At 70.1% G+C, this 25304-nt stretch carries 22 protein-coding genes; 9 read left to right on the top strand and 13 right to left on the bottom strand.

The genetic code is table 11. The features are described 5' to 3' along the window. Positions 1–59: 59 nt before the first annotated feature. The 8 genes from FHR33_RS09295 to FHR33_RS09260 form a co-directional block, all read right to left on the bottom strand. Positions 60–2117 carry a DUF4132 domain-containing protein gene (locus FHR33_RS09295; protein ID WP_183645554.1) on the bottom strand — a complete coding sequence of 686 codons (2058 nt, stop codon included), beginning with the start codon at positions 2115–2117 and terminating at the stop codon, positions 60–62. Between the two features lie 14 nt (positions 2118–2131). Continuing rightward, positions 2132–2782: a DUF7737 domain-containing protein gene (locus FHR33_RS09290; protein WP_183645553.1), complete on the bottom strand. Its 651-nt coding sequence runs from the start codon at positions 2780–2782 to the stop codon at positions 2132–2134. Next, positions 2682–4508 (bottom strand): DUF4132 domain-containing protein, encoded by a 1827-nt coding sequence (locus FHR33_RS52505; protein WP_183645552.1) that lies wholly within the window; start codon positions 4506–4508, stop codon positions 2682–2684. The genes FHR33_RS09290 and FHR33_RS52505 overlap by 101 nt, the downstream gene beginning before the upstream one ends. A gap of 1 nt (position 4509) precedes the next feature. Next, entirely contained in the window at positions 4510–4902 is a 393-nt protein-coding gene (locus FHR33_RS09280) for a hypothetical protein (RefSeq protein ID WP_183645551.1), read from the bottom strand. A gap of 363 nt (positions 4903–5265) precedes the next feature. Then, positions 5266–5658 carry a hypothetical protein gene (locus tag FHR33_RS09275; protein ID WP_183645550.1) on the bottom strand — a complete coding sequence of 131 codons (393 nt, stop codon included), beginning with the start codon at positions 5656–5658 and terminating at the stop codon, positions 5266–5268. A 7-nt stretch (positions 5659–5665) separates the two neighbouring features. Next, a complete protein-coding gene (locus FHR33_RS09270; RefSeq protein WP_183645549.1) occupies positions 5666–5956 on the bottom strand; it encodes a hypothetical protein in 291 nt (96 codons plus the stop codon). A 55-nt stretch (positions 5957–6011) separates the two neighbouring features. Beyond that, positions 6012–8405 (bottom strand): ATP-binding cassette domain-containing protein, encoded by a 2394-nt coding sequence (locus FHR33_RS09265; RefSeq protein WP_376773117.1) that lies wholly within the window; start codon positions 8403–8405, stop codon positions 6012–6014. Positions 8406–8893: 488 nt separating this feature from the next. Beyond that, entirely contained in the window at positions 8894–9298 is a 405-nt protein-coding gene (locus FHR33_RS09260) for a hypothetical protein (protein ID WP_183645548.1), read from the bottom strand. A gap of 458 nt (positions 9299–9756) precedes the next feature. On the opposite strand from FHR33_RS09260, the gene bla reads away from it, so the two are divergent. The 4 genes from bla to fxsT all read left to right on the top strand — a co-directional run bounded on the left by bla (position 9757) and on the right by fxsT (position 17662). Next, positions 9757–10719 (top strand): class A beta-lactamase, encoded by a 963-nt coding sequence (bla, locus tag FHR33_RS09255; protein ID WP_183645547.1) that lies wholly within the window; start codon positions 9757–9759, stop codon positions 10717–10719. Then, positions 10719–12932, top strand: a complete 2214-nt coding sequence (locus tag FHR33_RS09250) for a transglycosylase domain-containing protein (protein ID WP_183645546.1) — start codon at positions 10719–10721, stop codon at positions 12930–12932. Before bla ends, FHR33_RS09250 begins: the two co-directional genes overlap by 1 nt. A 39-nt stretch (positions 12933–12971) precedes the next feature. Continuing rightward, a complete protein-coding gene (locus FHR33_RS09245) occupies positions 12972–14597 on the top strand; it encodes a penicillin-binding transpeptidase domain-containing protein (RefSeq protein WP_183645545.1) in 1626 nt (541 codons plus the stop codon). Between the two features lie 308 nt (positions 14598–14905). After that, positions 14906–17662, top strand: a complete 2757-nt coding sequence (gene fxsT, locus FHR33_RS09240; RefSeq protein ID WP_183645544.1) for an FxSxx-COOH system tetratricopeptide repeat protein — start codon at positions 14906–14908, stop codon at positions 17660–17662. Positions 17663–18250: 588 nt separating this feature from the next. Here fxsT and FHR33_RS09235 read toward each other — a convergent pair. From FHR33_RS09235 to FHR33_RS09215, 5 genes are read right to left on the bottom strand one after another with little or no spacing between them, the layout of a single operon-like run. After that, positions 18251–18508, bottom strand: coding sequence for a hypothetical protein (locus FHR33_RS09235; protein WP_183645543.1), 258 nt, complete (start codon positions 18506–18508; stop codon positions 18251–18253). Then, the gene (locus FHR33_RS09230; RefSeq protein ID WP_183645542.1) at positions 18505–18642 is read right to left on the bottom strand and encodes a hypothetical protein; all 138 of its coding nucleotides are present in this window, start codon (positions 18640–18642) and stop codon (positions 18505–18507) included. Before FHR33_RS09230 ends, FHR33_RS09235 begins: the two co-directional genes overlap by 4 nt. Continuing rightward, on the bottom strand, positions 18635–19999 hold the full coding sequence (locus tag FHR33_RS09225; protein ID WP_183645541.1) for an MFS transporter: 1365 nt from the start codon (positions 19997–19999) through the stop codon (positions 18635–18637). The genes FHR33_RS09230 and FHR33_RS09225 overlap by 8 nt, the downstream gene beginning before the upstream one ends. Positions 20000–20005: 6 nt before the next feature. Beyond that, positions 20006–21187 carry an acyl-CoA dehydrogenase family protein gene (locus tag FHR33_RS09220; RefSeq protein ID WP_183645540.1) on the bottom strand — a complete coding sequence of 394 codons (1182 nt, stop codon included), beginning with the start codon at positions 21185–21187 and terminating at the stop codon, positions 20006–20008. Between the two features lie 10 nt (positions 21188–21197). Beyond that, a complete protein-coding gene (locus tag FHR33_RS09215; RefSeq protein WP_183645539.1) occupies positions 21198–22736 on the bottom strand; it encodes an acyl-CoA synthetase in 1539 nt (512 codons plus the stop codon). A gap of 114 nt (positions 22737–22850) precedes the next feature. Between FHR33_RS09215 and FHR33_RS09210 the strand changes: the two genes are divergently transcribed. The 5 genes from FHR33_RS09210 to FHR33_RS09190 all read left to right on the top strand — a co-directional run bounded on the left by FHR33_RS09210 (position 22851) and on the right by FHR33_RS09190 (position 25290). Next, positions 22851–23480, top strand: a complete 630-nt coding sequence (locus FHR33_RS09210) for a TetR/AcrR family transcriptional regulator (protein WP_183645538.1) — start codon at positions 22851–22853, stop codon at positions 23478–23480. Between the two features lie 142 nt (positions 23481–23622). After that, complete coding sequence (locus FHR33_RS09205; protein ID WP_183645537.1) at positions 23623–23868, top strand: hypothetical protein; 246 nt, start codon at positions 23623–23625, stop codon at positions 23866–23868. Between the two features lie 120 nt (positions 23869–23988). Next, positions 23989–24135, top strand: a complete 147-nt coding sequence (locus FHR33_RS09200) for a hypothetical protein (RefSeq protein ID WP_183645536.1) — start codon at positions 23989–23991, stop codon at positions 24133–24135. Next, positions 24135–24377 (top strand): RNA chaperone Hfq, encoded by a 243-nt coding sequence (locus FHR33_RS09195; protein WP_183645535.1) that lies wholly within the window; start codon positions 24135–24137, stop codon positions 24375–24377. The genes FHR33_RS09200 and FHR33_RS09195 overlap by 1 nt, the downstream gene beginning before the upstream one ends. A gap of 118 nt (positions 24378–24495) precedes the next feature. Next, positions 24496–25290 carry a carbon-nitrogen hydrolase family protein gene (locus FHR33_RS09190; protein ID WP_183645534.1) on the top strand — a complete coding sequence of 265 codons (795 nt, stop codon included), beginning with the start codon at positions 24496–24498 and terminating at the stop codon, positions 25288–25290. The last annotated feature ends 14 nt before the right edge of the window (positions 25291–25304 follow it).

Here is a 25304-nt window from a genome sequence, read left to right as displayed (position 1 = left end):
CGCCTGCGGCCACGCGTCCGGCGGTTCAGGGGTGAAGGGCACCCACTTCCGTACGTGGTTCAGGCTCGGATCTGACGGGTGATCGAGGGGTCGGTGATGGCGGTGTCGTTCGCCAGAAGGAAGGCCTTGCTGAGGATGAGCGCCAACCGGCCGTCCTCCTCGAACGGGAGAAACAGCCCGGCGTGGGGGTCGCGGGCGGAGACGATGCACAGGTAGGCGTCGTTGGGCTCCATCAGGATGTTGGCCGACCCCAGATGGATCTTGTAGGTGCGCAGGTCGCCCCTGACCACCAGGAAGCGGTCGGTCAAGGCACACCGGTCGGCGATGGCTGTACGCCCGATCAGCCGGGCCAGCACGTCCCGTCGCACCTCGGCGGAGGGCTGCAGCGCCGCGAACGAGCCGGTCCGCCAGTACTCCTGCAGCCGGTCCGGCCCGCTGTCGGCCCACTGGGGATCGGCCGTGATCGAACAGACCCCCACGAAGAGGTCCACATCCCGCATCGCCTCGCTGAACACCAGCGTGGGGACCTCGGCCAGCGGCGCCAGGCGCCACCTGCCCTCGACCAGCCGGTGGAAGAGGACCTGCCCGGTGAGCGCGTAACCCTCGTCGTAGAGGTCGTGGTCCAGCGTCGCCCGCCACTGCCCGCCGGCCAGCAGCCGCCGCCCGTCGCCGCCGTCGAAGCCGCCGTCCCACGGCCCCAGGTAGTTCGATTTCCAGCCCCGGGCCTTGAACAGCGCGCGGAGCCTGCGGTAGTCCACCACATGCCCGGCGAACCGGCGCGAATGGTCGCGCGTCTCCTCCTCGGCGGGCGTGAGCAGGTAGACCTCGCGGAAAGCCTGCTTGTACGGCTGGCGCAGCTCCTTGTCCTGCACGACCTCGCGCCAGGCCCGAACCTCCTCCACCGACGCGCGGGCCGGATGCCACGGCCGCACCGGCACGTCCGGCACGTTCAGCCCCAGCTCGTTGCGCCACACACCGGGGGAGACCTCGAACTCCCAGATCAGCCGCTCAGCGATCGGATGACCCTCCAACTGCCGGTACGGCGGAGCCTCCTCGGCGGTGTAGCTCGCCTCCAGCGCCCTGGCCAGGGTCGTCTGCTGTTGTTGGACCAGCTTGACCTGCTCGCGCAGCCGCTTCACCTCCTCGGGATGCTCCCGCTTGACGGCCGCCGGGACAGATCTGAGCTTCCTGTCGCCGTGCCACCATGACAGCTCGGCCGCGCCGTCGATCGAGATCACCGCCGCGTGCTCGCCGAACGCCTGCCGTACCCGCCCGTCGGGTAGCCGGAACGCCACCTCCAGCCGCTCGGCCAGCGCGGGCTCGATGCGCTTGAACATGCGGTCGAGCTGCTTGGGCACCCCGGCGTGCCGGGTGGTCTGGCGGGCGGCACGCAATGAGGAGATCGCCTCGGGGGTCGGGTGGTCCTCCACCGCGCGGGCGATCTCGAACAGCAGGGCCTGGGAGGGCAGCGTCTTGGCCTGGGTGGGCGCGACCGCGACGCCGCGCAGCAGCCGGTCCAGCAGGGCGGGCAGCCAGGGCTCGTCGCGGTAGAGCGCGAGCCGTACGGCACGCCCGAGAGTTCTCGTCTCCCAATAGTCGAACGCCTTGTCCGCCTGGTAAGGGATCTCCCCTGTCTGGATCGCCGCGACGCGGGCCTCGGCCTGCTCCAGGGCGACACGGGCGAAGGCGGGGTAGCCGGGCAGGCCGTCGAGCCATTCGGCCAAGCCGGTCGGCCGCGGTTCGTCGAGGACCGGTGCCCGGGCGGCCTCGGCGAACAGGGCGCGCGACTCCACGTCCCAGCCGAGCAGCAGGTCCACCTCCGCCATCGCGACGGGACCGAGCGCTTCGGCGAACCGCGCTCTCACCTCGGGATCCATGCCCGCCAGCCCCGCGGCCACCAGCACGGCGAAGGACAGGCGGTTGTCACGCAGCAGGTAGTCGGCGAGCTCGCGCGCTGGCGCGACCATGTTCCGCCAGGTCTGGTCGACGACCGCGCTGTCACCGGGCCTGCCGGCCATCGCGGTGGTCAGCTGGGAGGTGACCGGCCAGAAGGTGGCGTCGGGTGCGGAACCGTCGAGCAGCGCGAGCAGGCGTGCCGCGAGGGGGGAGAGGTGCATGCCGATATTTCCTGTCACGGGTGGATCTGGCGGGTGATGGACGGGTCGTTGATCGCCGTGTCGGCGGCCAGCAGGAAGGCCTTGGAGATGATGATCGACAGCATGCCGCCGTCTTCTTCGAAGGGGAGGAAGACCTGGTCTCCCGTTCCGCGGGGGACGATGCACAGATAGGCGTCGTTGGGCTCCATGAGGATGTTGCCCGAGCCGAGATGGATCCTGTAGGTGCGCAGGTCGCCGCGGACACGAAGGAACCGCTCTTCCAGGGCGTAGCGGTCGGCGACGGCCAGGCGGGGCAGCAGCCGGGCCAGGGCGTCACGGCGGACCTGCGCGGACTCGGTCAGGTCGCCGAAACCGTAGGACTGCCAGTAGTCGCCGCTGCCGTGGGGGTCCAGCCCGGTGGAGGCGACGCCGACGGCCAGGTCGGCGTCGCGCAGCGCTTCCGACAGGATGAGCGGCGCCACCTCGGCCAGCGGGACTGTCTCGCCCTCGAAGGTGAAGCGGAGCTCGCCGCTGACGCAGATGGAGGCGGTGGTGCCGTAGCCGTCGCGTTCGTAGGAGTTCTCGTCAAGGTGGAAGTCCCAGGCGGCGGTCAGGCCGCCGGGCAGCTCCTTGGTGGCGGTGCACCAGCCGGATCCTCCCGCGGCGTCCCAGTGGCCCAGGCTCATGCCGGTCCAGCCCGCGGCCGGTCAGCAACGCCTTGGCCTGGCCGTACCTGAGCAGGTGGCGGGAGAAACGGAGCGAGCGGTCGCGGGTCCGCTCCTCGGCGGGGGTGAGCAGGTAGATCTCGCGAAAGGCCTGTTTGTACGGCTGGCGCAGGCCGATCGCCATCAGGTGGTCGCGCCAGGCCCGAACCTCGTCCGCCGTGTGTGAGATGGGGTGCCACAGCAGGACAGGGGTGTCGGGGCGGGGCTGGATGCGGCGTCCTGCCGGATCGGTCAGCTCCCAGCCGCCGTCGACGCGGACCGGGAGCCCCGCAGGGCCCTGGAGGACCTCCCAGATCAGAGCGCGGGAGAAGAAGCCGGTGACCGGGTGGTCGAGGTAGAACTCGCACACCTCGTCCCAGCGCCAGAGCCGCTCGGACGCCAGGGCGCGCTCGACGCGGAACCGTTCGGCGGGGATCGCCTTCTCCAGCTCCTTGGCCGTGGCCTTGAACTCGGCCAGCAGGTCCCGGTCGACGGTCTTGGGAATGGTCCTGCGGCCGTCGAAGGTGACCGTGCCGTTGAGCGAGAGGGCGAGCCCCTGCTCGGCGCGGGTGCCGTCGGGGCTCAGGCCGAAGGTGGGGACAGTGCGTTCCAGCAGTTGCTCAGGAGACAGTCCCGTCCGTACGGCCACCGCGTCCAGCGTCCTGGCGACCTTGGCCAGAATGCTCTTCTTGCGCACCTTGGCCTGGACCCTGGCAAGCTGGGGCACCACTTCCAGCCCGCCGCGCCGGGACAGGGCTCCGAGGGCGGCGTTGGCCACCCGCTCGCTGCGTGAGTTCGGACCGGACCCACCCATTCCGGTGCCGGTGGCCACGGCCACGTCGCCCAGCAGTCCGGTCACCCAGGGCTCGTCGGTGAGCTCGCACGTCCAGACCATCCCGCGTGCAAGCTCCGCGGTGCGCTGCTGGAGATAGGTGACCTCGTCGCGGTAGCCGGTGTTCCAGGGACTCTCGCGGTAGGCCGGTAGGCGGCCGAGGATCTCCCCGGCCAGCGCGACGGCCCCGGGCGTGAGCAGCCCGCGTGCTTTCGCGGTCCACTTCGGCGCGGGATCGGACGAGGTGGCGGTGACCCAGTGTCTCAACATCGGCAGAACTTCGGGGCTCTCGAGCCGCTCGCCGTACTCCCCTCGCACCAGGGCGGCGAAGCCGTCGCACTCCGGCACCAGGCAGCGGCTGGCTTCGCCCGGTTCGCCGGTCGGGTGTTCGGACAGCAGGAGGTCCAGAGTGCGCGTCGCCGGCCAGAGGTCGGCATAGGGCACCTGGTCCAGCTCGCGCTTGGCCCGGCGGATGTGGGGCAGGAGCGGCCCGAGCTCAGCAGCGGGCAGGTCCTTGATCGCAGAGACGGGGAGCTGGTACAGGTGGCCGGAGTTCGGCGCCGCGAGGGTGGTCCGCCACAGCAGCTCCCGTTCGCGGGCGCTCCAGCCGAGCTTTCGCCGGGTCAGTGACTCGAGCACCGCGAACGAGGGCATGCTGCCGTCGGTGGTGCGCAGGGTGAGCTGGGTCCACAGCGCCATGGCCCGCCACCCGGCGTCGTCGACGGCCAGAGGCTTCAGCCGGGTATCGTCGGGATAGCGGTGGGGATGACCGCCCTGCAGGGTCGCGTCGAACTGCCGGCACCGCTCCAGGGCGGCAGGGTCGAGCTCGTCGAGCACCGGCCGAAGCTCGGCCGGAAGGCCGTCGAGAACGCCCACGTCAGCCGCCGACCAGCGGGATGAGCCTGACGAAGGAGACGACGGGGTCGGCGATCAGGTCGATCTCGGTGTCCAGGTCCTCGATCTGGCGGTCGCCGACCAGTAACAGGAAGCCGTTGCGGGCGAACGCGGTCTCGGCGGCGTCGGCCTGCTTCTCCCAGTCGAGCTTGCGGGCGGTGCGCATCCGGTAGCCGTTCAGCTCGGCCTCGGCGTCGCTGGGCTTGACCAGGCCGCGAAAACGGGGGGAGGGGGCGGCGTTGTATCTGGCCACCTCCTCGCGCACGCGCAGCCGTACCAGTTCCCGGGCCGAGATCCGCTCGGGCAGGTCTGGCAGGGAGAACTCCGCCAACGCCCGTCCTGTCGCCGTCTCATCGCGAAACGTCACCAACGCCATCGAACACCCTGCTTCCGTGTGAATACCGGGGTTATGGCGTAAGTCCTAACAGTGGTGACCGACAGAATCGCGATCTTCGGCTGCCGGTGGGGCTGCCGGAGCTGTGCAGGCGCTGCTGTGGACTGCCACGATTACATCTCGTGGACATCGACGTCTTCTGGACGATCGCCACGCGCGAGGTCTGGACGGCACGGAGGAGTATCCGGAGTTCGAGTCGCTGGGCTACGTGACACAGAATCCCTACAAGCAGCCGCGTGGGGCGGGGCCGGGCGCTCGGGCTGGTCGGGACTTTGATCTGGCAGGTGATCGTCCGTCAGCGGGAGGTTCAGCCGACACCCGGATCGCGCTGCTCCTTCGTGTGTCCTACCAGAGGGTGGACGGTCCCGCGACGACCCAGCCGGCGTCGGTAGGCTTGACCCAAAAGCCCAATGACACCTCGACTATCTGCGCGCGGTAGGTGACCTCGACGTAGAAATGGCTGCCGGTGTGGCCCCAGTGGAAGTCTCCGAGGTCAAGTTCGCAGAGCCAGGACAGGTCCTGCTCCCACTCATCGGCAGCACGGCTGCAACTCGCCTCGTCCGCATCGGCGCTCGCTCCAACCGAGCCGGACCATAGCGACTTGAGCACATGCCGGACCGATGAGTGATCGACGAGCTGTTCGGCCTCAGGGATCTTCCCAGCTCGGAGCAGGCTGAAGTAGCGGCGAACGACTGCTTCGACGTCGGTCTTGGCAGGGCGCTCCGTCCAGATCCTCACCGCGAGATCATAAAGATCGGATGACGCCACTGAGCGATTTCACCCTGAACATCGCGGGCGGTGAGGGCTGGCGTGGGGCGGCGCTGCGGTGCTTCCCTGAGCACCCCGCCCCGTCCCACGCCAGCCCCGTGACCTGCAACTTCAGGATGAAAGTAACGCCGACATCGGGCAGCGTGTCGCCCATCACCGCAAGCCGGACACCCATGTGGTTGTGGCCCTCGATCCCGAGCCAACCCGCGCACGCCAGGTTCGCGTGGAGCCGCTCGCCCCTGTCGAACTCGCCCCGGTCCCGGTTCACCGGGGACGAGTCGAAACAGGGGAGAGGAGTCCTCTGGCGTCCGCGAGGGCCTCGGTCAGGTGCCGACGTAGGCCGCGAGGTGCTCGCCGGTGAGGGTGGAGCGGGCGGCGACGAGGTCGGCGGGTGTGCCCTCGAAGACGATCCGGCCGCCGTCGTGGCCGGCGCCCGGGCCGAGGTCGATGATCCAGTCGGCGTGCGCCATGACCGCCTGGTGGTGCTCGATGACGATGACCGACTTGCCGGAGTCGACGAGCCGGTCGAGCAGGCCGAGCAGGTGCTCGACGTCGGCGAGGTGCAGGCCGGTGGTCGGCTCGTCGAGGACGTAGACCCCGCCCTTGTCGGCCATGTGGGTGGCCAGCTTAAGCCGCTGCCGCTCGCCGCCGGACAGCGTGGTGAGCGGCTGGCCGAGGCTGAGGTAGCCGAGCCCGACGTCGGCGAGCCGCTCGAGGATGGCGTGCGCGGCCGGCGTGCGCGCCTCACCGGCGCCGAAGAACTCCTGGGCCTCGGTCACCGACATCGCCAGAACCTCGCTGATGTCGCGGCCGCCCAGGTGGTATTCCAGCACCGCTGCCTGGAACCGCTTGCCCTCGCACTCCTCGCAGGGGGTCTCCACGCCGGCCATCATCCCGAGGTCGACGTAGATGACGCCGGCGCCGTTGCAGGTGGGGCAGGCGCCCTCGGAGTTGGCGCTGAACAGCGCCGGCTTGACGCCGTTGGCCTTCGCGAACGCCTTGCGGATGGGGTCGAGCAGTCCGGTGTAGGTGGCCGGGTTGCTGCGTCGCGAGCCCTTGATGGCTCCCTGGTCGACCGAGACGACACCCGCGCCGGCCGGGATCGATCCGTGGATCAGCGAGCTCTTGCCGGAGCCCGCGACGCCGGTGACGACGCAGAGGACACCGAGCGGGATGTCGACGTCGACGTCCCTGAGGTTGTGGCGGGTGGCGCCGCGGATCTCCAGCATGCCCTTGGGGGTGCGCACCGTCTCCTTGAGGACGGCCCGGTCGTCGAGGTGGCGGCCGGTGATGGTGCCGCTGGCGCGCAGGCCCTCGAGCGTCCCCTCGTAGCAGATGGTGCCGCCTGCCGTACCGGCGCCGGGTCCGAGGTCGACGACGTGGTCGGCGATCGCGATCGCCTCCGGCTTGTGCTCGACGACGAGCACCGTGTTGCCCTTGTCCCGCAGCCGCAGCAGCAGGTCGTTCATCCGCTGGATGTCGTGGGGGTGCAGCCCGATGGTGGGCTCGTCGAAGACGTAGGTGACGTCGGTGAGCGCCGAGCCGAGGTGGCGGATCATCTTGGTGCGCTGCGCCTCGCCGCCCGACAGCGTGCCGGCCGGCCGCTCGAGCGAGAGGTAGCCCAGCCCGATCTCCACGAACGAGTCGAGGGTGTGCAGCAGCTTGCCGAGCAGCGGCGCGACCGAAGGCTCGTCGAGGCCGCGGACCCATTCGGCCAGGTCGCGGATCTCCATCGCGCAGGCGTCGGCGATGCTGATGCCCGCGATCTTCGAGGAGCGGGCCGCCTCGGTGAGCCGGGTGCCGTCGCACTCGGGACAGACGGCGAAGGTGACCGCCCGGTCCACGAACTCCCGGATGTGCGGCTGCATCGCCTCCCTGTCCTTGGACAGGAACGACTTCTGGATCTTGGGGATCAGACCCTCATAGGTGAGGTTGACGCCCTCGACCTTGACCTTGGTCGGCTCCTTGTAGAGGAAGTCCTGCATCTCCTTCTTGGTGAACTGGCGGATCGGCTTGTTCGGGTCGACGAAACCCGACTCGGCGTAGACCCGCACCGTCCAGAAGCTGTCCGACTTCCAGCCGGGGATCGTGAACGCGCCCTCGGAGAGCGACTTGGAGTCGTCGTAGAGCTGGCTGAGGTCGATGTCGGAGACCTTGCCGCGGCCTTCGCAACGCGGGCACATACCGCCGGTGATGCTGAAGTCGCGACGCTCCTTCACGGTCTTTCCCGCACGCTCCAGGCGGACCGCGCCCGCGCCACTGATCGAGGCGACGTTGAAGGAGAAGGCCTGGGGCGAGCCGATGTGCGGCGTGCCGAGCCGGCTGAACAGAATACGCAGCATCGCGTTGGCGTCGGTGGCGGTGCCGACCGTGGAGCGGGGGTCGGCGCCCATCCGCTGCTGGTCGACGATGATCGCGGTCGTCAGCCCGTCGAGCACGTCGACCTCGGGCCGCGCGAGCGTCGGCATGAAGCCCTGCAGGAACGCGCTGTAGGTCTCGTTGATCAGCCGCTGTGACTCCGCGGCGATCGTGCTGAACACCAGCGAGCTCTTGCCCGAGCCGGAGACGCCGGTGAACACCGTCAGCCGGCGCTTCGGGAGCTCGATGCTGACGTCCTTGAGGTTGTTCACGCGCGCGCCGTGCACGCGGATCAGATCGTGGCTGTCGGCAGCGTGCAGCGCAGGCGAATGCGGGTCCGGCCTCGGGGCCATGCTCATCGTGTCTCCATCTGTTACATCTGTTACACGGGGGCCGCTTTCGCGGTCTCCGTCGGCGTCGCCTGGCTCGATCTAACCAGCTTTGAGCAGTACGTCTGCTGCTCCTCCGCTTCGGTCCGCGGCGCCTCCGGGTCCGCCCACGCGGCGTGCCCGCCGAGAGGGCAGAGGTCGAGCGGCTCGTTCACCCGCGCCCAGCCCGGATAAGGGGGATGTCCATGGCAGTCACGCTAGGTGCGGCTCGAGAGCCGGCGCTTCTCGATTCCTGACCGGTCTGGCCGGCTGTGTCGCCACGCAGGGCCCCGCCACCCTGCGGATCGCCTGGCGCCGCCGAACGGGTATCCCCGAACACGGGCCGGTCGCCGGAGCGTGCGTCCGCGCCGCTGGGCGCCCACCGAAGGCCGCTATCCGATCTCGCCGAGGTCGAAGGCGACGTCGGCGAGATGAACCGTCCGCACCTCCGGGTCGTCGAGGAGCTCGGGTCGGCATGATCAAGCGGCGTCGAGGGCTTCGGTGATCTTGCGGATCATCTCGGCCATGGTGGGGCTGGGCTGGCCCTTGTGGGTCTGGGCGGCGGCTTCGATGGCGACGATGACGGTGCGGCGGAAGTTGTCGGCCTCGGACGGGGCCTGCTGCTTGAGCAGGCTCATGGCTTCCGTCAGGGCCGGCAGCACCTGGTCGGCGAGTTCGGCCACGGACTTGCCGTACTTCACGCCCTTGGGCGCCTTGGTAAGCACGTGCCCTGCCAGGCCGGTCGCGGAGGTCAGGGCGATGGAGCCGTGGGTGGCGGCCTTGTGGGGTGAGCCGGCGGCGCCGGCGGCGGCCATCAGGGAGATGGCGCCCCACGCGGCGGTCCGCAGGGTGAGCTTGTCCTGGTCGGTGAGGGTGACGGACATGGTGGTGTGCTCCTTCGGATCCGAGAATTCAGGTGAACGGACGGCTCGCGGAATGGGGTTCCTGTCGGCGCCCGAGTGGATCTCGCGCGGTCGCCCTGAGGGCTCAGTCGCTGAACCGTTCATGGCGTCAACTTTCGCCGACCGCTCTGATACCGGGCCGTCGCCGTCCTGACACGCCCGCTGACGCGACACCGCATGGTCGACGGCGAGCGCCGCATTCCCCCGGCCCGCCGAGTTCACCGCCAGGCTGCGGCTCGAAGTGGTCGAGGAGCTCGACGCGATCGGGCCGTACGAGATCCTCGCGTACGTGGCCGGTGCCACCGTGCGGTCCGCCAAGCCTCTGACCAGGCTTCATACGTGATCGGATATGAAGCACGCCCCAATATCGCTATTAGACATCGTCTCGTCGGATCTGCTTTGCTCCTGCCTTCTGGCGAACGACAGCTAAAGGACATGCCATGCGAAACCTCCGCGCCCGGCGTCTACCGGGAGCGCTGGAAGCCGTCGCGTTGACAGTCTCCCTCCTGGCGGGTGGCTCCCTCGGCGCGGGCACGGCCTCGGCTGCGGCGACGCCCGCGACCGCCGTACAGCCGCAGCCGTCCGCCGGGGCGGCCGAGGCCGCCGCCCGGAAGGAGCTGCGCGCGCTGGAGGTGTCCTTCAAGGGCCGCATCGGCGCGTATGCCGTGGACACGGCCACCGGCAGGACGATCGCGTACCGGTCAGGCGAGCGCTTCCCGTTGCTGTCCACCTTCAAGGCGGTCCTCGCCGCGGCCGTCCTGCACAAGGCGCGCACCTCCGAGCCGGGTCTCATGGACAAGGTCGTCAAGTGGACGGCCGCCGACCTGAAGCCCAACTCACCTGTCACCGCGAAGCACGTCGCGGAGGGCCTGACCGTCGCCCGGCTCTGCGAGGCGGCCATCACCCTGAGCGACAACACCGCGGCGAACGTGTTGCTCAAGCAGATCGGCGGTCCCGCGGGCCTGACGAGGTACTTCAGGACGCTGAAGGACCCGACCTCGCGCCTTGACCGCTGGGAGACCGAGCTCAACGACTGGAACCCCAAGGAGCGGCGCGACACCACCACCCCTGCGGTCATGGTCCGTGACCTGCGCGCCCTCACCACCGGGAACGCGCTCCACGTCAAGGACAGGGAGCGGCTCAACGCCTGGCTGATCGGCAACAAGACCGGCGACGCCCGCATCCGCGCCGGCCTGCCGAAGAGCTGGGCCATCGGCGACAAGACCGGCACCAGCTCGGCGTACGGCGCCGCCAACGACATCGCGGTCGTCTGGCCGGGCAAGTCGGGCACCCCGATCATCATGTCCGTCTACACCAATCGGAAGGCGGCGAACGCCCCCGCCGACGAGAAGGTCATCGCGGACACCGCCACCATCCTGGCTCGTGGGCTCGGGAGAATCTGATGTCACGTCGGGGGACGAAGATCGTACGGCTCGTCGTCGCGGGCGCGGCGGCGGGCGTGCTGGTGGCGGGGATCGCCTTTCCGGCCGTGGGGGGCGCGGGTCTCGGCTTCGTGTCGGCGGAGGGAGCGGTCGGCCTGGGGCCGGTCGACCTCGTCGAGCCGCCGCCGGCCGAGGTCACGATCGTGCAGGACGCCAAGGGGCGCGAGATCGCTCGCTTCTACGAGGAGTACAGGGAGGTCGTCTCCCTCGACGCGATCGCCGAGGTCATGAAGACGGCGATCGTCGCGATCGAGGACGACCGCTTCTACGAGCACGGCGCCATCGACGTCGAGGGCACGATACGGGCGCTGGCCAAGAACCTGCAGTCGGGCAGGGTCAGCCAGGGCGGGTCGAGCATCACCCAGCAGTACGTGAAGCAGGTGCTGCTCAACTCCGCCACCACCGACGCGCAGCGCAACGCCGCTCTGGAGGCCAGCTACGCGCGCAAGCTGAACGAGCTGCGGTACGCCATGGGGGTCGAGAAGAAGTACACCAAGGAGCAGATCCTCGAGAAGTACCTGAACATCGCCTACTTCGGCGCCGGAGCCTACGGCGTCGAGGCGGCGGCCAAGCGCTTCTTCGGCGTCAGGGCCGGCAAGCTCACGTTGCCGCAGGCGGCGACGCTGGCGGGCGCCGTCCAGGACCCGAACGCCACCGATCCGAACCTCGGCAGGAAGCACCGCGAGCGGCTGCTGAAGCGTCGTGACGTCGTGCTGGACCGGATGGCCGAGCTGGGCAGGATCACCCCGCAGGAGGCCGCGGCGGCGAAGGCCGCCAAGCTCGGTTACAAGGGGACGAAGATTCCCGGCGGCTGCGAGTCCAGTGCGCATCCGTACTTCTGCCTGTACGTCCGGCACGAGATCCTGAGCAATCCCGACTTCGGCAGGACGGCCCGCGCGCGCCTGGAGATGCTCAACCGCGGTGGCCTGACGATCAGGACCACGCTCGACCCGGCGACGCAGGCGGCCGCGAATCGGGCGATCAGGAAGTACGTGCACGCCTCCGACCGCGCCGTCGCCTCCGAGGCCCTGGTCCAGCCGGGCACAGGAGCGATCAGGGCCATGGCGGCCAGCAGGCCGTACGGCCGGAGCAAGGCCAGGAACGAGATCTCCTACAACGTCGTCGCGGACGCCGAGCACGGCGGAGGCGTCGGCTTCCAGGCAGGTTCCACGTTCAAGGTCTTCACCCTGATCAACGCGCTGAAGAAGGGCATGAAGCTCGACGACGGCCTGAGCGCGGGCGCCGGGTACCGCGCGCCGGGCTACTCGGCGTTCAAGAACTGCAAGGGCGAGAGCATCGGCGACCCGACGCACACGGTCACCAACGACGAGGGCTCCCCGGGCTGGAAGACCCTCCGGACCGGCACCAGGACCTCGGTGAACACCTTCTTCATGGAGCTGGAGCAGCGGGTGGGGCTCTGCGGGACGGTCACCACGGCCAAGTCGCTGGGAATCCGCCGCTCGGACGGGCGCAAGCTGCAGGAGTACGAGACGTTCGCCCTCGGCATCAACGAGATGGACCCGGTGACGGTGGCCAATGCGTACGCGGCGATCGCGGCGCGCGGCAGGTACTGCGCGCCGATGGCGATCTCCCGGATCACCGATCGCGACGGCAGGGCCACCACGTACCGGCCGAAGTGCCGCCAGGCGCTCGATCCGGGGATCGCGGACGCCACGGCGGAGGTGCTGTCCGGCGTGTTCACCGAGGGCACGATGCGAGGCGTCGGCGGCATCGGGCGCGACGCGGCGGGCAAGACGGGCACCACCGACGCCTACGCGACCGCGTGGTTCGCCGGTTTCACCCCGGACCTGGCGGCGGCGGTGAGCATCGGGGACCCGCGCGGCTCCAGCGACCACAAGCTGACAGGGGTGACGATCGGCGGGCGGTACTACGGGGCGGTGGCAGGGGCCACCCTTCCCGGGCCGATCTGGAAGGACACGATGATCGGCGCGCTGAAGGGCGTGCCGCCGACGTCGTTCACCCCCATCGACAAGGACAGGTTCGAGGGGTGCTCCCAGGACTGCCGACCCGCGTCGCGGCCGACCGACGGCGATGACGCCAGGGAGCCTCGTCCCGAAGACGAGGAGGGCGCCATCGGGAACGGCGGTCCCGGCTTCGGTGCGGGATCCGCCGCGCCGCCTGCCGGAGATGTCCCGATGCGCCGTGGCGAGTGACGGGAGGCGCCCGCGGCGTGCGGAGCGCGGGTGAGTGGCATGGCAGGACAGGGGGAGGTGTGCGCGCAGCCGCGGCCGGAGACTCCGCCACGGCGTCCTGGGCGCGGGCGGACATGGGCGATCGCGGCGGGGCTGGTGCTCACGGTCGCGGTCGCTGGGGTGATCTGGGCGCAGCCGCGCACGCGGGGAACGGCCGACGAGACGGCCAGGAGATACCTGAACGCGTGGTCGGCGCAGGAATATGCGGTGATGCGCGAGCTCGTGCTCGATCCGCCTGCCGACTTCGAGCAGGTGCACCGGGGCGTGTTCAGCGCCCTCCAGCTCGACGCGATGGCCTTCAGGATCCATACCCCCAGCGGGGTCTTCGCCGCCTCCACAGAGGAGCTCGGTCATGCGACCTTCACCGCCACGCTCACCGGCCCTGGACCCGACTTCGCCTACGAGAGCCGGCTGAACCTCGTCGAGCACGAGCACCGCTGGAAGGTCTCCTGGAGCCCGGCCACCGTCCACCCCGAGCTCAAGCCTGGCCGCACGCTGCGGCTGGTCACAGGAGGGCCCGAAACGGTGCCGATCCTGGCGGCGGACGGCAGCCGCATCGACACCCCCGACGCGCCCAGGTCGGTGCGGCAGCTGGCCGGCAGCCTCAAGACGAGGTTCCGCGACTGGCTCAGCGTGGGACGTCCCACCCGGATCGAGCTGGTCGAGGACGGCAGGCCGGTCAGGACGCTCGCCGAGAACAGCGCCCGCCAGCGCATGCCGCTCACCACCACCCTCGACCCGCGCGTCCAGCGGGCCGGTGCGGACGCGCTCACGCTGACCGGGAAGCCGGCGGCGCTGGTGGCGTTGAAAGCCTCCACGGGTGAGATCCTGGCCTCGGTCAACAGCAGGGGCGGCTTCGACCGGGCGCTCATGGGCAGGTACCCGCCAGGCTCCACGTTCACGGTGGTGACGGCCTCGGCCCTGCTCGCCAACGGGCTCTCCGCCGAGCAGGTGGTGAGCTGCCCGGCCAGGCGGAACGTCGGCGGCGTTCGGCTGCGCAACCCGTCCTCTCGTGGGTACGGCGGCCTGCCGTTCCGCGCCGCCTTCGCCCACGCGTGCGACACCACCGTCGGCGCGCTGGCGGTGAGCTCGCTCGAGGCCGAACGGCTGGCGAAGGTGGCGGGCGACGTCGGGTTCGGCGCGCCGTTCGATCCGGGGGTGCCCGCCGTACGCGCCGACTTCCCCGTCCCCAAGGACGACGCCGCCCTGGCGTCCGCCTCGATCGGGCAGGGGCGGGTGCGGGCGAGCCCGCTGAACATGGCGGCGGTCGCCGCCGCCACCGCCCACGGCATGTGGCAGCCGCCCAGGCTGGTGCCCGCAGAGAACGTGCCCACCGACGGCGAGGCCCGGCGTCCGCTGGAGCCCTCGGTGACCAAGGCGTTGCGATCCCTGCTGCCCGCGGTGGTCTCCGAGGACCCTGCCCACGCCGTTCGCTTCCCTCCCGGGACCGCTGGGAAGGCCGGCTCCGCGGAGCACGGCTCGGGCAGGCGACTTTCCTGGTTCATCGGCTACAGGGACGACCTCGCCTTCTCGGTCGTCGTCGAGGGCGGCGGCGCGGACTCAGCCACGGCGGCGCCCATCGCGGCCCGCTTCCTGAAAGGCCTGGAACGGAATCCCATTGACTGAGGAAGACCGGCACCAACAACGGCAACAAGGAAGCCTGGTTCGTCGGTTACGACCTGCAGCTCTCGGTCGCGGTGGGGATGTATCGCGAGGGGTGCAGGCCCAGCAGCGACAAGCTCGTGGAGCCCTCGGCGACCCGACAGAGGACGACGTCAGCGAAGAGAGCAGGACCGACGCCGACGGACCGACCGCGCCCCCGCCCGGAGGCGGCTCCCACCTGCCCGGCCCACCGGCTCGGGACGCAGGGCGACGGAGATAACGGATTTGTGACGGACGCGGGCCTTTTCGTGGCCGCGCTTCACTCTGGGAGAGTGACGAGATCTGCACAGCGGGCATCCAAGCCGGCGAGGCGCAGGCGGCCGCGCGTGCTGGCCTGGACGGCAGGCGCGGTGGTGTCGTTGGCGCTGCTGGTGGCGGGTGCGGCCGTCTTCTTCGCCGACCCACAGCAGGGTCCCACCGTAGTGGAGGACGTGCTGGACAAGCGGGCCAGCGTGGTGAGTATGTTCGTCGGCGTCGCCGGACTGCTGGTGGCAGGGGCGGCGTTGTTGGCGCAGCTGCGCTCGTCGGCTGCGTCCGCACCCGGTGGCGCCTCCAGTTCGGGGCCGGCTTCGCCCGCGGTGGGCACCTTGTCGGGGGGCATGGTGGTCGGGCAGGCCGTGGGTTCGGCGCGGGTGAGTGGTCCCGGCAGCACGACGGCCGAAGGCGCTCGCGCGCTCGCGGTCGGCGGCGACAGCTGGGGCCCGGTGATGACCGGTGATGGGGCGATCGCGGTTACCGGGCAGGTCGGTGTTCTCGGAGGCGTGCATCTGCCGCCGCGGGCTGAGGTGGCCTCTCGTCCGATAAGGCTGGCGCCGCGCCCGCCGCAGCTGTCCGGACGCGACGAGATCCTGGCCGGTCTCCGTCAGCGGCTTGTGACATCCGACCGCCTGCCGAGCGTGGTGACCGTGCACGGCCTGGGTGGGGTGGGTAAGACCAGCCTGGTCCTGGAGTACGCCCACCGATACCTGCACGAGTACGACCTGGTGTGGCAGATCCCCGCAGAAGACCCCACCGTCGCCTCGGCGGCGCTGACAGAGCTGGCCGCCCTGCTCGGCGTACGGGACGTGGGTGACAAGGCCAATCCTGTCGACCAGGTTCATGCGATCCTCGCCGCCCGCAACGAACCCTGGCTGTTGATCTTCGACGATGCTCCCGACATGGCGGCGGTACATCCGCTCTTGGCGCCCACTGGCCCTGGGCACATCCTCATCACCAGCCGCGCGAGCGCCTGGCCCTCCCGACACAGCCTGGAACTGCCCGTGCTCTCCATCGAAGCGGCTACGGCGTTCCTCCTGGAACGCACCGGCCACGACGACGCCGCCAGCGCCGCCGAGATTGTCAAGGAGCTGGGGGCGCTGCCACTGGCGCTGGAACAGGCCGGTGCCTACCTGTCGGAAACCGGCATCAGCCCAGACGCCTACCTGAACCTGCTCCGCACACAACGAGCCCAGGTGTTGACCCAGGGGCAGCCGTGGGGCTACCGCGAGCGGGTCGCCTCCACCTGGCAGCTGGCCTCCGCCCAGCTGGCCGACACCGACCCACACGCAGTCGCGTTGTTGCGGTTGCTGTCGTGCTACGCCCCGGACGCGATCCCTTATCAGCTCCTGCTCGACGAGATCGACCCGACGGGTGACGACGGCCCGAACGAGCTGCCGTACGGCGAGCTGGCTGTGAACGCCGCCGTCACCGCGTTGCGCCGCTACAGCCTCGTAGGCCGACCGGCCAACGGCATGATCTCGATCCATCGACTGGTCCAGGCCATCACCCTCGACCAGCTCTCCACGAGGCAACGGGAGCGCTGGTATGAGAAGGCCGCCGCTCTACTGGAGAGCGCGATCTCTGACCACGACCCGGCATTCCCGCCCGATTGGCCGCGGTTCGCACAGCTGCTCTCCCACGTTCGCGCCGTCCTGCCGGCGGACTCGCCCGGACTGCGGAGCACCGCGCGCTACCTGGGTCTAAGCGGCGACTACCGCACTGCGGTGCTCCTGTCTCAAGAGATCACCGAACACCTCACCGCCAGTCTTGGCCCGGAACACCCTGACACCTTGGTCGCCCGGCACACCCGCGCCCGCTGGACAGGGGATGCGGGGGACGCGGCCGCTGCTCGCGACCAGCTTCGCGACCTGCTGCCCGTCCGCGAGCGCGTCCTGGGTGCCGACCACCCCGACACCCTGACCACCCGGCATGAACTCGCCCATTGGACAGGGCGAGCAGGAGACGCGGCCGCTGCCCGCGACCAGCTTCGCGACCTGCTGCCCATCCACGAGCGGGTCCAGGGCTCTGAGCATCCCGACACCCTGACCACCCGGCACACCCTCGCCCACTGGACGGGGCGAGCGGGGGACGCGGTCGCTGCCCGCGACCAGTTCCGCGAGCTCCTGCCCATCCGTCAGCGCGTCCTGGGCCCCGAGCATCCGGACACCCTGGCCGCCCGGCATACCCTTGCCCGCTGGACGGGAGACGCGGGGGACCCCGTCGGCGCTCGCGACCAGTTCCACGAGCTGCTGCCCATCCGTCAGCGGGTCCAGGGTCCTGAACATCCCGACACCCTGACCGTCCGGCATGACCTCGCCTGGTGGACGGGTGAGGCGGGGGACGCGGCCGCTGCCCGCGACCAGCTTCGCGACCTGCTGCCCGTCCGCGAGCGGGTCCAGGGCCCTGAGCATCCGTACACCCTGACCATCAGGCATACCCTCGCCCGCTGGACGGGGCGGGCGGGGGACGCGGTCGGCGCTCGCGACCAGCTTCGCGACCTGCTGCCCGTCCGCGAGCGCGTCCTGGGTGCCGAGCATCCCGACACCCTGACCGTCCGGCACGACCTCGCCCGCTGGACGGGTGAGGCGGGAGACGCGATCGCTGCCCGCGACCAGCTTCGCGACCTGCTGCCCAGTCGCGAACGGGTGCTCGGCGCCGCGCACCCCCACACCGCGGACACCAGGCGCCAGCTCGCCTACTGGAGGAAGCAGGCACAGCGGAAAGAGGGTCTCATCACCATGCTCAGGGCCAGGATCTGGGGCTCGGGATGACCTACAGGAACGGCGGCCTCCCTGGGTGATCTCGTGAGCCGAGGCCCGTTCGAAGACGTCGTCACCTGGTCCTAGATTCTGCCCATCAAGCCGAAGAGATTCGTCAGGAAGACTCTGGCGGACGATGAGTCGTATCCGGGCGAGCTCAGAGTCGGGCTGGACAGGAACGAGACGATCTCCCTCCGGTCTACGGCGGGCCCCTTTCCTTCGAGGCCTGCGACGATCCGGCTGACGAGGTCGTCGACGTCCTGCTGGCTGTATCCCAGCCGTGGCACGACCGGGAGCTCGAACTTGCGGACCTCCCGTGCCAGTTGCCTCGGTGACACCCGCTCCGGCAGCGTCCGGGCGGCGGCGGCCGCCTTGGCCGCACGCCGCTCTCGCGCCCTGGCCCACGGGGTGGTGCCGATTCGGAGTGATCGAGCGCGAGACGTGTCCAGTCCTCCGCCGCTGCCGTTCGGGAGTCGGCTGGAACCGGCGCATCGCCGAGGCTGCCGGCGGAGCACACCAACCTGATGGGTCACCAAGGCCCCGGCGTCTCGTTCGGACGAGACGCCGGGGCCGCTCTCGCGGACAGCCGCAGAGCACGCCTTACTCGCCTGGCGGACAGGCCGGCTCGATTTTCACCGCGTTGCTGACGAAGCCCGGGTCGGCGGGGTCGCCGCTCTGGACCTCGACGTACCAGGCGAGGTTCTCGTCCGGCGGAAGCGGGATCCGGCCCGCGTACGTCCCGTCGGCCTCGCGGTGCAGCCCGGTCATGGACCAGGTCGCCGAGCGCCAGTCCGTGCCACGGTTCCGCGCGGTGGCGAGCCTGACCGTGGTGGCGGGGCCGCCGGCCTGCGCCCTCACCACGAGCTCGCGTGCGCTTCGTTCGTGCCCCACCTCGAGAGCGGGCAGGTCACGGCCGTGGGCGAGGTGGGGTCCAGCTCGGCGAGATCGAAGTGCTCGGCGGGGCCGACCCGCTTCCACGCGTCGTCACGCATGGCCGTCCTCCTTGCCGGCTGCGACGGTCTCCAGGCTCACGCCCGTCGTCCGTGGCCCGAACAGGATGGCCAGGCAGCCGCCCATGACGCCCAGGATCGCCAGGAAGACGAAGACGGCGGTGTAGCCGAGGCCGGCGTAGATAGCGGTGACCAGCAAAGGCCCTGAGAAGTTGACGACGCGTGACAGCGCGTTGGCCGTGCCGGCGCCCAGCGCCCGTACGCGGGTGGGGAAGATCTCCGCCGAGTAGACCTGGAGGAACGGCACCGCCATCTGGAAGAGCAGGCTGACCAGGCAGCCGAAGACGAGGATGGCCCAAGGCGCCCTGGCGACGCTGAACATGAGGAGCACGAGGGCGAGCAGCGTGCCGATGGCGAGCTGGGTCTTGCGCCGGTCCCATCGGTCGATGAGGGGGATGGCCAGCAGCGCGCCCACCGGGGCCATGGAGGCCAGCGTCGCGGAGAGCAGCAGGGTGTCGTCGAGCTGGAGGCCGTTCTCCGCCAGCAGGGTGGGCGTCCAGGTGGTGAAGGCGGAGTAGGCGAGCAGTCCGGTGACCCACATGAGCGAGGCCAGGAGGAACCGGCCCCTGTTGGAACCGCTCAGCAGCTCGGCGACGCGGGCGGGCGGCGCCGCGGGCTGGGCGTCCGAGTCCGTGCGGGCTTCGGCCGGGTTCACGCCGCACTGGCGCTCGATCTCGCAGACCACCTCGTGAGCACGGGCCGCCTGCCCGTGCGCCAGCAGCCAGCGCGGGCTCTCCGGTACCCACCGCCACACCAGTACGGTGAAGACGGCGCCGAGGATTCCGATGCCGAACAGCAGGCGCCAGCCCGCGGGCCACTGCGGGATCAGGAAGTAGCCCAGCCAGGCGGCGAGCGGGATGCCGAGCGACCCCACGACGACCTTGTAGGTCTGCAGGCGCCCGCGCATCGCGGCGGGCACGAACTCCGACAGGGTCACGATGGCGACGACCGCGGTGCCCTGCGCGCCGAAGAAGGTGAGCGTGCGAGCGGCCATGAGCTGGCCGGGTGACTGCACCAGCGTGCACAGCACCGCCGCCACGCAGTAGACCGTGCTGAAGATCAGCATGCTGCGCCGGCGACCCAGCCTGTCGGCCAGGTATCCGCCGAGGACACCCCCGCTGAAGGCGCCCAGCGAGCTCACGGCCGCCACGGCGGCGAAGGCGGAGATGGGGGCCTGCCACTGGGTCCGCAGCACAGGAAGGACGTAGGCGAACGAATGGGTCTCCACCCATTCGAAGAGGATCATGCCGGCCAGGGCCAGGACCAGCTTGCGATGGAAGGACGTGAGCGGGAGCCGGTCGAGGCGATCTCCCAGCGTTCTGGCGGTGACGGTGTCCACGCGCGCTCAGTTCCGCTCGCCGAGGAACAACTGGTGGGCGATGGCGTTCTTCTGGATCTCGGAGGACCCGGTGAGGACGCGGAACATGCGCAGGCTCCGGAACAGCCACTCCACCTCCGAGCCGCGGACCAGACCGGCCTTGCCGTGAATCTGGACCGCCTCGTCGGCGATGCGGAAGGCCGTCTCGGCGACGAAGAGCTTGCTCATGAAGGCCTCGGCGCGCGGCCTGCCGCCCGCGTCGAGCGCGGCCAGCCCGTCATAGGTCATGCTTCGCGCCGCGTAGTAGCCGGTGGCCATGTCCGCGACCTTGTGCTGGATGGACTGCAGAGCGGCGAGAGGACCGCCGAAGACCTCCCTCGTCCTGGCGAAGTCCAGGGTGAGGGCGAGCGCGCGCCGAGTCAGGCCGAGGACGGTGGGGCAGTGCAGGAGCCGGTTGGCCGTGACGCGTCCCAGTCCGATGCGCAGCCCGTCGCCGACCTCACCGAGGAGCTGGCCGGGGCCTACGTAGCAGTCGTCGAGGATGATGTCGCTCTCGATGTGCTGGCCTGACATGGGAGTCTCCGCGTCGCGGACGGTGCAGCCAGGCGAGTCGAGGTCGACAAGGAACGCGGCGTAGGCGTCGGAGCCGGCCACTCTGGCGATCAGCACGGAGAAGTCCGCGAACGGTCCCGCCGAGGAGAACACCTTGTGGCCCGTGATGCGCCACCCCTCTCCGTCCGGCGTCGCCGTCGTGGTCATGGCCCGTACGTCGGAGCCCGCGCCGGTCTCGGTGAGCGAGAAACAGCACGCCCGCTCGGCTCGGATGACCGGGAGCAGGTACCTGTCGAGCTGCTCCCTGGTGGCGTACCGGAGGATGGAGCCCGCGCGCAGCGGCCCGCCCATGTCGCCGAGCACGCTGAGCTGGAGGACCCGTCCCGAAGCGCCGACCTCCTCCTTCAACGCGCCCAGCTCGGTGAAGCTGAGCCCCTGTCCGCCATGCTCCGGCGGCAGGTGGATGCCGTAGAAACCGAGCTCGCGGCTACGCCGCCAGACTGGCTCGAGCACGTCTCTGGTGTAGCGGGACTCATGGGTGAGGCCGAGCTTGGCCTCGTAGTCGGCGAGCTCTCCGTCGAGGTAGTCGCGAAGCCTGGTGACGAGCTCCCGCAGGCGCGGGTTCTCGTCGTAGGTGGGGGTCAGGGTGAAAGGCATCGGTTGCTCCTCAGTGCACGTTCCGAGCGGTGTCGCTCCAGTAGGGCTCTCGTACGGCGCGGCGGTCGATCTTGCCGTTGCGGTTGATCGGCAGGTCCGCGACGAACTCGACTGACTTGGGCTTCTTGACGCGTGACAGGCGCTCGCCGCAGAAGTCGATGAGCGCCTCAGCGCTCACCTCGGCGCCGGGACGGGGGATCACCACGGCCTTGACGGCCTCGCCCCACTTCTCGTCCGGGACGCCCACGACGCAGGCCTCGGCCACGTCGGGGTGCTCGTACAGAACGGCTTCGACCTCGCTGCTGTAGACGTTGAAGCCGCCTGAAATGATCATGTCCTTCTTGCGGTCGACGATGAACAGGTAGCCGTCCTCACGCAGGTAGCCGACGTCGCCGGTGTGAACCCACCCGTCGCGGAAGGTCTCGGCGGACAGTTCGGGCTCGTTCCAGTACTCCCGGACGCAGTCGGGACCGCGCACCACCACCTCGCCGTGCACGCCGGCGGGTACCGGCCGGCCTTCGCCGTCGACGACGCGGACCTCCGTGTCGAACATCGCCCTGCCGCACGACAGCAGCAGCTCGGGGTCGGTGGTGGTGCCCGTCAGGACGTCCTGCCTGGTGAGGACCGTGACGCCGCTGGTCGTCTCGCCCAGCCCGTAGCCCTGCATGATGACCGGCCCGAACGCCTCCACCGCCTGGCGCAGCCGCTGCGGGGACACCGGTGCGCCGCCGACGGCCAGCCTCTCCAGACTGGACAGGTCGGTCGCGGTGATCGCCGCGTCCGCCAGGACCATGTTCAGCATGATCGGCACGAGGAACGTCGAGGTGATGCGCTCGGCCTCGATGGTGCGCAGGAACTCCCCCGCGTCCCATTGCGGCAGGACCACGACGGTCGCACCGCGTGACAGGGCGGCGAGAATGCCCATGCCGGTGGCGTGGGTGATGGGGCCGGCCGCGAGGTAGCGCTCCTCGGTCGAGGGAGCGCCGTCCGGGTTCATCAGGAGCTTGCGCATGTTGGCCAGCCGATTGCCCTGGGTCTGGACGGCGGCCTTGAGCTTGCCGGTGGAGCCGGAGGTGAAGTTGAGCACGGCCGGGTCGTGCTCGTCCACGTCGATGGCCACCGGCTCGTCCGAACCCTCGGCCAGCAGGTCCGCGAGGTCGCGGTCGCAGTCGATCACCAAGCAGTCCGTGGCGCTGCGCCCGGCCGCCGCTCTGGCCGGCTCGGCGCGGGGCGCGTCGGTGAACAACACGCGGACGGCCGCGTCGGTCAGGATGTGCTCGATCTCCTCTGTGGCGAGCCTGGCGTTGATGGGCACCCTGAGGAACGCGCCCTTGTACAGGGCCATCTCCGTGACGACCACCTGATCGCTGTTGCCTGCGAACGTCGCCACGGCCTGCCCAGGAGCGACCCCGCGAGCCAGCAGGGCGGAGGCCAGCCGGTTCGTGACCGCCTCCAGCTGCCGGTAGGTCCATCGGCGCTCCCCGCAGACCAGCGCCTCACGGTCGGGCCAGAACATGCTGCTCCGGCTGAGATAGCTGCCCAGATTCACGTGGCGATCCCCAATCCTGGTCTCTGTGATTAATAGTGGACAGCATGTTTAAAAACATGCACCACGTCAATGGGTGGATAGACTGCGACCTGTTGACCATTGGAGAGGGGCCAGATGCCGCAGGAAGATCGCCGCACGCGGCGCACCCGCCGCCTACTGCGTGACGCGCTCGTGGCCCTGGTGCTCGAGCGCGGGTATGCCGGTATCACGGTGGAGGACATCACCGAGCGCGCCGATCTGGGGCGGGCGACGTTCTACAGCCACTACACGGACAAGGACGCGCTGCTCAGCCAGATCGTCGCCGACCTGCAGGCCGAGCTGGACAGCCGTCTGGAGCCGCTGCTGCGAGCGCCTTCGGTCGGTTTCAGCGGCAAGCCGATCCTGGAGATGTTCCGCCACGCCGCGGAGGAACGCGACGCCTACCGCGTCATCCTGCGAGGTGAGGGCGACGGCCGCGCCCTGCGGGAGTTCATGGAAGCGCGCAGCGCCGCCGCCGCGATGGTGTTCGGGCATCGGGCCCGCGCCATGGAGGTGACTCCCCGCATCGACATCGACGTGCTGGCCAGGGCATGGGTCGGCGAGCAGGTCGCCGTGCTGCGCTGGTGGCTGGAGGCCGAGCCTCAGCCGCTGTCGGCCGAAGCGGTGACCCACATGCTGCTGGAGCTGTCGCTGCGCGGAAGGTACTGGGCCAACGGCTTCGACGGTGAACCACCCACGGCGTCGGGAGAGGGCAGCCCGGACTGAGACCCAGGTCCTACCTCCCGGCCCAGCCCCACCACCTGACCGCGTCGACTCGGCTGGGCGGTCCGTGGCGGCGAGTCCGACCCCTCAATGAGATCAACAGGCGTTTTGCCCGCTCATGACTCCCACCCTGCCATCGTGGAGTATGGACGCCTCGGGGGAGGAGCGCTGGCTGAGAGTGCTGCGGGAACACGCCGCACGTCTCGCCTTCCCCGACTGGACGTCCGGGCCCGACGACTGGCCGAGCTTCTACACCTCGTTCGACGACGCCGCCGAGCCGTACATGGAAGTCACCGTCTACCGAGGCGTCGACCGCATCCACTACCGCCGGTACACGGGCGACGAACTGGCGGCGTTCTGGGCGAGGCTGCTCGACAGCCTGACCGAATAGGCGCAGGACGGGCCTCGCCCGGCACGAGCCGCCTCGACCCCACGAACGGCGCAGGGACAGGCATCCGGCCCGCTCGACGATTCCATGTCCTGTCACGCCTGACATGGGAGACTGGAGGAGATGTCATCCTCCCATCCACCTACCCGGGTGATCGCCTCCCGCGCGGGAGGCGCCGACGTGGCGCGGCGCACTCCGCCGATCCACGTCCCCGAAGTGGCGTACGAGATGACCGTGGCCGAGCGGCTGAGGCTGGGCGAGGAGGAGTAATGAGCGCTCCGACGGTGTGGCGTGACCTGCTGTCCGAGGTCAAAGGCACCCGCCAGCGGGTAACCGTGCACCTGTACGGCGGCCAGTCCCTCAAGGGCGTGGTCGTCGAGGTCGACGACGTGAACGAGGTCGTCGTCCTCGACGAGTACGCGCACGGTTCCACGGTGTCGGCCCACGAATCCCCCGTGCACACGATCGCCCTGTCTGCCGTGCAGGCCGTCACGGTCCATCGGCACGAATAGGCCGACGCCCTGCCCTCGCAAGGGCCCGATCGGCTTCACCACGTGCCCTGGCGCGGCCCGGTAGACGCAGGGGGAGCCGGAGGACGGTGACGAGATCACGGCCGATACGATGCCAGGCATGCCCTCAGAGTCGTTGGTCGTCTCGGTCGCCCAGCTTTCCGCGACGCCGGGGGATGTGGAGGCGAACGCCCTGTCGGCGGCCGCGGTGGTACGCGGCGCCGCCGATGCGGGGGCGAAGCTGCTGATGTTCCCCCAGCTCTCGCTGGTGGGCTACGACCTCGGCCTCTTCGCCGACCCGTCCTGCTGGGTGACGGAGAACGATCCGCGGCTCGACGTCGTCCGCAAGGCCGTCCAGGAAGCCGGGGTGACCGCGGTGGTGGGCGCGGCCTACCGCTGGCCGGACGGCACGCCCTGGATCGCCTCCCTGGTGCTGCGCCCTGACGCGGAGATGCTCGTCCACGGCAAGCGGAACCTGCACGGCCAGGAGCGAGACCTGTTCCGGCCCGCGGGCAAGGGCCAACTCCTCGACGTCGACGGCTGGCGCGTCGCCCTGGCTCTCTGCCTCGACGCCGGCATTCCCGCGCACGCCGAGGACGCGGCCCGCGACGGCGCCGAGGTGTACGCCGCGTCCGCCCTCTACACACAGGAGGAGGCGCGGCGCATGGACATCCACTTCGCGGCCAGGGCCATGGACCACCGCATGTTCTCCGTCGTAGCCAATCACGCGGGCACGGGGCCGGGGTGGCGCTCGTGCGGCGGCAGCGGAGCCTGGCACCCGGACGGCAGGAGGCTGACCGAGGCGGGCACCGAGCCCGGCCTGTTCACCACGGCCCTGTCGCGCGGCGAGCTCCAGGCGTTGAGAGACAAGGACGCCCTGGCCGGGTATCCGCGTGGAGCAGTGACCGGCAGGTGACGGCGCGGGCTCGG

The organism is Nonomuraea dietziae (assembly GCF_014195505.1).
GTDB classification, from domain to species: domain Bacteria; phylum Actinomycetota; class Actinomycetes; order Streptosporangiales; family Streptosporangiaceae; genus Nonomuraea; species Nonomuraea roseola.
This window is presented reverse-complemented; position numbering and strand designations above follow the sequence as displayed.